Raw genomic sequence first — 7,553 nt, 5'->3', positions numbered from 1 at the left:
GGAACCTGCCGTTTGCGTTCGCTTATGCTTTATGCCCTGCGGGTATGTATGCCCTCTGGGTACTCATCACAACAATTTCTCGCTCATCATCTTTGCGGATTTACCCACACAAAACGTAATAGATCCCGACTTTCTACTTTTAGCTTTCGACTTTTTTACCCCAAAACCGCATTGATCCGCATGACCATGCCCCGCGTATCTTTTTGAAACGCGCGCACCATGGCCAGATTGGATACTCCGGTTGCGACGACCTGTTCCAGATTGGAAGCGTTGATCCCGCCGATAGCCACGGTAGGAATGGATATGGAGCCGGCAACCCGGCGCACCGTATCCAGGCCGATAGGCGCGTAATCCGCTTTGGTCGGCGTGGCAAAAACCGGACCGATACCGATGTAGTCCGCCCCGGCGGCTTCAGCGGCAACGGCTTGATCAAGCGAATGGGTAGACACCCCCAACAACATTCTGGAAGGCAGGATGCGCCGGGCATCTTCCGGGCAAAAATCCTCCTGACCCAGATGAACCCCATCCGCGTCACACAAGACGACCAGATCCGGGTGGTCGTTGACCAACAGCAAAGCCCCCGCTTGCCGGGTAATACCGCGCAACTTCCGCGCCGTTTCCAACAGCAATCGCCGGGACATGGTTTTGTCCCGGAACTGGATCACACGGGCACCGGCATGACACGCCTGCCGTACCACCTGAATATGGTCCCCGCTCGAAATGACATACGCTCCCCGCGGAAGTTGTGGGCGTTGAAGAGGTTCTTTACCCAATGGATCGGTATTCATGGAATAAGCCTTTTCCAACAGGAGCCGATGGCTTTGAAATGCCAGGTGAGGCATCTCAAGTGGATCAAAAAACCGCACCTCCGCGGAATCATCGCCGGGCCGCGGGCAGCCTCGGACATTCACGACCCGGAATCCCACCACAAGCACGGACCGGTACAAGTGACCGTGTCCCATCTCCACATGGATCAGGGCACCGATTTCGCCTTCCAGGCCGGTTTCTTCCCATAACTCCCGCAGGCAGCCCGATGGGGGCGTTTCATCGATTTCCAGGAAACCGCCTGGAAGGCACCATTCCCCGGTTTTGGGTGGTTGACGCCGCCGGACCAGCAACGCCCGGCCGTCCGCATCGATCACCACGGCAGCCGTTGCGGGAACCGGGTTTTCATACGCCACCTCGCCGCAACGGGAACATACCCTTCGTTCCCGGCCATCGACAAGGCAAAGCTCGATTTCACCACCGCAAGTGTGGCAAAACCGCACTGCATTCATGGCCTGAGGATATGGGCCATTTCCGCCGCGATCTTTTCCCCCGACAGCAGCATTCCGCCGAAAACAGGCCCCATGCGCGGACCGCCCCTGGCCGCATTGGCGGCCATTCCGGTTACGTACAAGCCGGGGTAAACTTCGCCGGCGTTGTCAATGGTCCAGGCTTCACCACGATGGGCCCACATCGACATCTCTCCGACCACGCCGCCGCTGCGGGTATCCAGACAAGCATCGATCTTGCGCGCCACGATGTTGCAGACTTCCGCGTCGTGCCCGGTACCGTCCACGACGAACCGGGAACGCACTGTTAGGGGATCGACATGCAAACCCAGGCGGGTGACGGGAGACCAATTCAATACCAGGCCGTTGACCCGCCGTTCTTCGTTACTATCTCTGAACATCACATCTTCCACTTGGATCAAGTTGAAAATACGAGTACCCGACTGTACGCAACCGGCAATCAGACTGGCCGTGGACTCCACGCTGTCAGCCGTGAAATATCCTTCCCCGTATTCCCGGTAACGGATGCCGAACCGCTCCAGCAAAGGCAGCGCACTCTCCTGCACCACCAATTCGTTGAGCATCATTCCCCCACCCCACATTCCGCCCCCGGGAGAGAGCTTGGATTCAAATACCGCGGTGCGGAAACCGAGGCGCCCGAGCTCGGCACCACATACCAGGTTGGAAGGCCCTCCACCCACCAGCGCGACATCCAGTTCCAGTGAATCCAACAACTTGGCGGACCAGCGCTCGATTATGGCTCGGGAAATGCGGATGTCGTCCAACTCCATGGGAAACTCCTTACGCTGATATGGACTCAAAGTGTACTCTAAATCCGCACAGGGATCAAGTTGCGCATGAGGGTGACGCCATCGCGGGCAAGGGCATCTCCACGATCCGGTAGGACTTTGTCACCCAGGCGTTGATGTGTTCAAGCACGCGGTTCATGGGGCCGTTGGATTCCAGGATCCAACTCAACTCCGCCCGATGGATATTGTGGGCCATGGCGTTGATCATGGTGCGGCGGTAAAAAACCAGGTCGATGCCACGATGACGATACTCGGGTACCACGCCCATGAGTAAAACACGGATGGCATCGATTTTCTTTATCCGGAGCAACAGGCGCAACCAGTTAAAGGGCAGCAACCGTCCGTTCAGGCCCGGCAAAGCCTGGTATATATCCGGCAAAGCCAGGGAAAACCCCAATGGCTCACCATCTTTCTCAGCCAGGATAATCAGGTCCCTGTGAGCAAAGGGCTTCACACGCAGGAAATCTTCCATCATTTCCCGCTTGTTCAGCGGCACGAAGCCCCAGTTATCCGACCAGGCACGATTGAACAAATCCACAACCAAAGCCGATTCCTCTTCAACCCGGGAATAATCCGGGTAGCGAAAGCGGACGCCCTGCCGCTCAAGGCGTTGCTCCAACCGATCCACGATGGTGGGAAAGCGGATGGTGGCGGAATCCACTTCGTATGCAAAAAACCGCATCACCACTTGGAAGCCGCATTGATCCAGGAGGTTTAGGTAATACTCCGGATTGTAAGGCATCAGAATTCGCGGCGGACGGGAAAAGCCCTGCTCCAAAAGGCCGGAAACGTTGTTCGTGGAAAAATCCGTCGGCCCCCGCAGGCGCCGGGCACCGCGTGTTTGCACCCAGTGTGCCGCGGCCGCCACCAGGGCCCTGGCGACTGCGGGATCGTCGCAACATTCAAACCGCCCGAAAAATGCCGTCCCTTCCCCATGGGTACGGTCGTGATCCCGGTTGATAATGGCGGCGATTCGCCCCACCACGTGTTTCCCTCGGATCGCCAAAAAAAACTGAACCGGGTTTGTGCGCAGGAAGGCATTGTGTTCGGGAAGGTGGAATCGCCATTCATCTTCGCGAAATTGGGGCACCCAACAAGGATTCCCGCGGTAAAGACGGTACGGGAAATTCACGAACCGGCGCAATTGCGCACGGGATTCCACTGGAAACACATCTACTTCCCTTCCAGTTCTTATGTTGGATGTCATGGGTTTAACTGTATTGTAGCGGAACTGCTTTCAGGTAACAAGCGCTGTGCAATTTACGACTTGACACAGTCGTCGCTCTTGGTTACAAAAAGAGCGACATCATGGAGAAAAGTCCGCCCAACCCAGCTCAACCGTCCGGTTTGCAACTATTTACAACCGAAAGAATCACCTACGGACACACCGTGGGCACCGCGACCCGCGACAACCTGATGATAGAGCTGTCCCATCGATTGGGCCCCGATATCGCACGCCGGGCTTTCTGGTTGACCCAGGAACACACCCCCAGACTGGCCTCTTCCTTTCCCCACCCCCCGGGAACCGTGGCTGATGGTTTCTTTCTGGAAGAAACCGGAACTGTGGGCATCATCCGCACCGCTGACTGCACACCCCTCTTTTTCTGGGATGACGCCGGCGAAACAGCCGGCTTGGTCCACGTGGGTTGGCGGGGACTTGCTGCGGGGATACTCACCAACTGGACGCGAATGCTGAATCAACGCCAATCATCTTTGTCCGTTATGAATGTTTGGCTGGGGCCAGCCATTGAAGGCAGATGCTACGCGGTGGGAAATGAATTGCCAAAGATGTTTTTTGAACCATCCGCGGGATTCTGGGGATTCTCCCACAATTCCCGGGCTCGATGGACCTTGGACATCCGCAATGGAATTACAAGTTTCTTACAGGCAACGGGGATCCCGGCTCATCGCATCCGGCGTTCCGGGGTTTGTACTTTCTGTTCCCGCGAATTTCCCTCTTACCGACGCCAGGGACCGGGTTGCGGACGCATTCTGAATTTCATACTGCGCCACCCACATCCGTCCTCCCAATCCGTCCGTAGAGGGACCGGGAGGACGGGGTTGACGGATTAATCCGCCATAAACCGTGAAACCACCAGGGCGCCGTTGGTGCCCCCGAAACCAAAGGAATTGGTCAGGGCATGGGTCAATTCCCGCTCGACCCCTTTACCCGGAGTATAGTTCAGATCACATTCCGGATCGGGATTCTCCAGGTTGATGGTGGGAGGAACAAATCCTTCTTTTAACGCCATGGTGGTAAACACAAACTCCATGGCACCCGTGGCGCCGAGCATATGGCCGGTCATGGATTTGGTGGAACTGATGGCCAAGTGATCCGCATGTTCACCGAAAAGCTTACGGATGCCCAGACTTTCGGTCTTGTCATTGAGGGGAGTGGAAGTGCCGTGCGCGTTAATGTAATCGATCTGGCTTGTTGTGATGCCGGCATCGCGGATGGCCATTTCCATGGTGCGAACCGCGCCGTCCGCTTCAGGGTCGGGAGCGGTCATGTGAAAGGCATCACCGGTATATCCGTAACCCGACACTTCAGCGTAGATCAGGGCATTGCGCTTTAAAGCGCTTTCCAGGCTCTCCAGCACCACAACAGCCGCGCCTTCGGCAATCACGAATCCATCGCGTTCAAGGTCAAAAGGGCGGCTGGCTCTCTCTGGGGCATCATTGCGCGAAGAGAGGGCTCTCATTATGGAAAACCCGGCCACCCCAAGGGGAGTAATCGGGTATTCCGCCCCCCCGGCCACCATGATATCGGCATCTCCCATCTGGATGATGCGGAATGATTCACCAATTGAGTGGGTGCTGGTTGCACAGGCGGTGACATTGGCAAGATTGGGCCCCTTCATGCCGTATCGGATGGAAACATTTCCGGATGCCAGGTTGGCGATGGTTGCGGGCAGGAAAAAGGGGGAAACCCGCGAAGGGCCTCGCTCCAGTAAGCGGATTACATTTTTTTCAATGTTGGAGATTCCTCCGATTCCCGAACCAATGTACACCCCGCAGCGAGTCGGATCCAACTTCGCCTCAGCCAGGCCGCTGTCCCGATAGGCATCCTCCGCAGCGATCAGAGCGAACTGGATATAGGGATCGTACTTGCGCAAGTCGCGGCGGTCAAAGTACTCCAGGGGGTCGTAATCCTTGACTTCACCCGCAACCCGGGAATAGTATTGGGAGGCATCAAAACGGGATATGTACCCGACACCGTTGGCACCGGCTCTCGCTCTTTTCCAGCTATCCGCGGCAGTGCGGCCCAACGGAGAAATGGCCCCGAGACCCGTTACCACCACCCGCTTCAGGTTGACGGTCTTCCTGAAAAGGTTCATGTTTTATTTCATTTTTTCAACGATGAAATCAACGGCGGAGCCGACGGTGTTCAGTTTTTCCGCTTCTTCCTCAGGGATTTTGAGGTCGAATTCATCTTCCAGCGCCATAATCAACTCCACCTGGTCCAACGAGTCCGCGCCCAGGTCTTCAACAAACTTGGCTTCCGTGGTGACCTGGTCTTCACCTACATTCAGTTTCTCGGCCACAACTTCCTTGACTTTTCCCATAATCTCTTCTTTTGTCATGATTTCCTCCAATTAATTGGTCTGTTTCATCTATTTCGGGGCTGACGGAAATCTAATTTCCATCTATATCCCCATCGACTTCCGTTTCCGCATCAATCAGTTTCTGAAACAAAACTACATCACCAATCCGCCGGACACATTGATCACCGTACCGGTGATATAACCCGCGGCCGGAGAAACCAGAAATCCCACGGCATCCGCAATGTCCTGGGGGGTGCCGCCCCTTTTCAAGGGAATCTGACTCAGATATCCCTCCTTGACCTTATCGGATAACTGCTCGGTCATTTCCGTAAGAATAAAACCAGGGGCTATGGCATTAACCGTCACATTGCGTCCGCCCAGCTCCCGGGCCATGGTCTTGGTCAACGCGATCAATCCCGCTTTGGAAGCCGCATAGTTGGCTTGACCGGCAGTCCCGATCAAACCCGCCACGGACGCGATGTTGATGATGCGTCCAGAGCGCTGCTGCATCATCACTTTGGCCGCTTCCCGGGAACAGAGAAAAGCTCCTTTCAGGTTGATATTCAAGACCATGTCCCAATCGGATTCGCTCATGCGCATAGACAAGTTATCGCGGGTAACCCCGGCATTGTTGACCAGCACGTCAACCGTATCCCAGGTTTCCCGAACGGACTGGACAAGGGTTTCGGCATCTTGCGCCTGGGACACATCGGTCCGCACCACCTGAGCGGCAACACCCAGCGATTTTACTTCTTTAGCCGTAGCTTGAGCATCTTCTTCACGAATATCCGATACAGCCACATTGAAACCGTTTCGTGCCAAATGCAGGGCAATGGCTTTTCCGATTCCGCGGGCGGCGCCGGTGACAATCGCGTTCCCTTTGATTTCAGGCATAACTCAACTCCTCCAATACATTGCGCATTCCGCGAACCTCCGCGGCAATACGTTCTTGCACCCGCTCCCGTACCATGCGCACAGACAAATCAATGGCGCTGCCGACCGCCTTGGCGTTGGAACACCCATGCCCGATCACCACAATGCCATTCACCCCCAAAAGCAGCGCCCCGCCGATTTCCGCATAATCGAGACGCCGGCGCAAACGCCGCAAAGACCGTTTCAAGAAAAATACTCCCAGTCGCGATTGCAGACTGGACCGAACTTCACCCTGGATCAAGTTCATCATCACATCAACCACACCTTCGGCCACTTTGAGGGTGATATTGCCGGTGAAGCCATCGGTAACGATCAGGTCGGACTCGCCCAGGTAGGCTTCCCGGCCTTCGATATTGCCAACGAAATTTATGTCCATGGATTTCAATATGGCGTAAGTGCGCTTGATCAATTCGTTTCCCTTGCCCTCCTCTTCACCGATACTCATGAGGGCGATGCGGGGATTTGAAACTCCATGAACGGTTTGCATGAACACTTTTCCCATCAGGGCGAATTCCACCAGATGGCGGGGTCGGGAATCCACATTGGCACCCACATCCATGAGCATGGTCTTGCCTTTTGCCGTGGGTATCAGGGTCGCGAGGGCCGGCCGGCCGATACCTTCAAGCATCCCCAGGCTGGTTTTAGCCAAAGCCATCACCGCACCGGTGTTGCCGGCGGAAACCATGGCCTGCGCCGTACCTTTGCGCACCAGGTCCAAAGCCTGTTGGATGGAGGTGCGCTCACGTTTGCGCCAGTAAGACAGCAGTTGTTCACGCATGGAAATCTGTTCGTGGGCATTGACCACACGTAATCTGTCATCCATGGCGGAACGGGAAATGCGTCGCAGTTCGCGGCGGATCTCGCGTTTCTTGCCCACCAGATAAATATGGGTATCGGGGTTCTTGGAAAGAAACTCCATCACACCCTTTACGACCACGGCTGGAGCGTGGTCACCTCCCATGGCGTCTATGGCCACCGCAACGGGTTCCATG

General features: G+C 55.9%; 7 protein-coding genes and 1 pseudogene. 1 reads left to right on the top strand and 7 read right to left on the bottom strand.

What is annotated here, in order from left to right; all coding sequences use genetic code 11:
* Nucleotides 1-800 precede the first annotated feature (800 nt).
* The 3 genes and pseudogenes from ENN40_00780 to ENN40_00770 form a co-directional block, all read right to left on the bottom strand.
* Nucleotides 801-1,277 (bottom strand): annotated as a pseudogene (locus ENN40_00780) (NUDIX domain-containing protein).
* Nucleotides 1,274-2,065 carry a thiazole biosynthesis protein gene (locus tag ENN40_00775; protein ID HDP93878.1) on the bottom strand — a complete coding sequence of 264 codons (792 nt, stop codon included), beginning with the start codon at nucleotides 2,063-2,065 and terminating at the stop codon, nucleotides 1,274-1,276. The pseudogene ENN40_00780 and the gene ENN40_00775 overlap by 4 nt, the downstream one beginning before the upstream one ends.
* 55 nt (nucleotides 2,066-2,120) lie before the next feature.
* Nucleotides 2,121-3,173 (bottom strand): hypothetical protein, encoded by a 1,053-nt coding sequence (locus tag ENN40_00770; GenBank protein ID HDP93877.1) that lies wholly within the window; start codon nucleotides 3,171-3,173, stop codon nucleotides 2,121-2,123.
* 218 nt (nucleotides 3,174-3,391) lie between these two features.
* On the opposite strand from ENN40_00770, the gene ENN40_00765 reads away from it, so the two are divergent.
* On the top strand, nucleotides 3,392-4,156 hold the full coding sequence (locus ENN40_00765) for a laccase domain-containing protein (GenBank protein ID HDP93876.1): 765 nt from the start codon (nucleotides 3,392-3,394) through the stop codon (nucleotides 4,154-4,156).
* Here ENN40_00765 and fabF read toward each other — a convergent pair.
* From fabF to plsX, 4 genes are all read right to left on the bottom strand, one after another.
* A complete protein-coding gene (fabF, locus tag ENN40_00760) occupies nucleotides 4,153-5,394 on the bottom strand; it encodes a beta-ketoacyl-[acyl-carrier-protein] synthase II (GenBank protein ID HDP93875.1) in 1,242 nt (413 codons plus the stop codon). The two genes, ENN40_00765 and fabF, sit on opposite strands and share 4 nt — an antisense overlap.
* Before the next feature lie 30 nt (nucleotides 5,395-5,424).
* Nucleotides 5,425-5,667 (bottom strand): acyl carrier protein, encoded by a 243-nt coding sequence (acpP, locus tag ENN40_00755; GenBank protein HDP93874.1) that lies wholly within the window; start codon nucleotides 5,665-5,667, stop codon nucleotides 5,425-5,427.
* A 114-nt stretch (nucleotides 5,668-5,781) separates the two neighbouring features.
* Nucleotides 5,782-6,522, bottom strand: a complete 741-nt coding sequence (gene fabG / locus ENN40_00750; protein ID HDP93873.1) for a 3-oxoacyl-[acyl-carrier-protein] reductase — start codon at nucleotides 6,520-6,522, stop codon at nucleotides 5,782-5,784.
* Nucleotides 6,515-7,552 (bottom strand): phosphate acyltransferase PlsX, encoded by a 1,038-nt coding sequence (gene plsX, locus ENN40_00745; protein ID HDP93872.1) that lies wholly within the window; start codon nucleotides 7,550-7,552, stop codon nucleotides 6,515-6,517. Before plsX ends, fabG begins: the two co-directional genes overlap by 8 nt.
* Between the last annotated feature and the right edge of the window lies 1 nt (nucleotide 7,553).

The sequence above is a fragment of the Candidatus Aminicenantes bacterium genome (genome assembly GCA_011049425.1).
Taxonomy (GTDB): Bacteria; Acidobacteriota; Aminicenantia; order UBA2199; family UBA2199; genus UBA876.
The sequence above is the reverse complement of the archived record's forward strand: the minus strand, read 5'-3'. Positions and strand labels throughout refer to the sequence as shown.

Coding starts and splice junctions, on each gene's coding strand:
- ENN40_00775 (HDP93878.1), bottom strand. CDS start 2,065: ATGGAGTTGGACGACATCCGCATTTCCCGAGCCATAATCGAGCGCTGG.
- ENN40_00765 (HDP93876.1), top strand. CDS start 3,392: ATGGAGAAAAGTCCGCCCAACCCAGCTCAACCGTCCGGTTTGCAACTA.
- acpP (HDP93874.1), bottom strand. CDS start 5,667: ATGACAAAAGAAGAGATTATGGGAAAAGTCAAGGAAGTTGTGGCCGAG.
- fabG (HDP93873.1), bottom strand. CDS start 6,522: ATGCCTGAAATCAAAGGGAACGCGATTGTCACCGGCGCCGCCCGCGGA.
- plsX (HDP93872.1), bottom strand. CDS start 7,552: ATGGAACCCGTTGCGGTGGCCATAGACGCCATGGGAGGTGACCACGCT.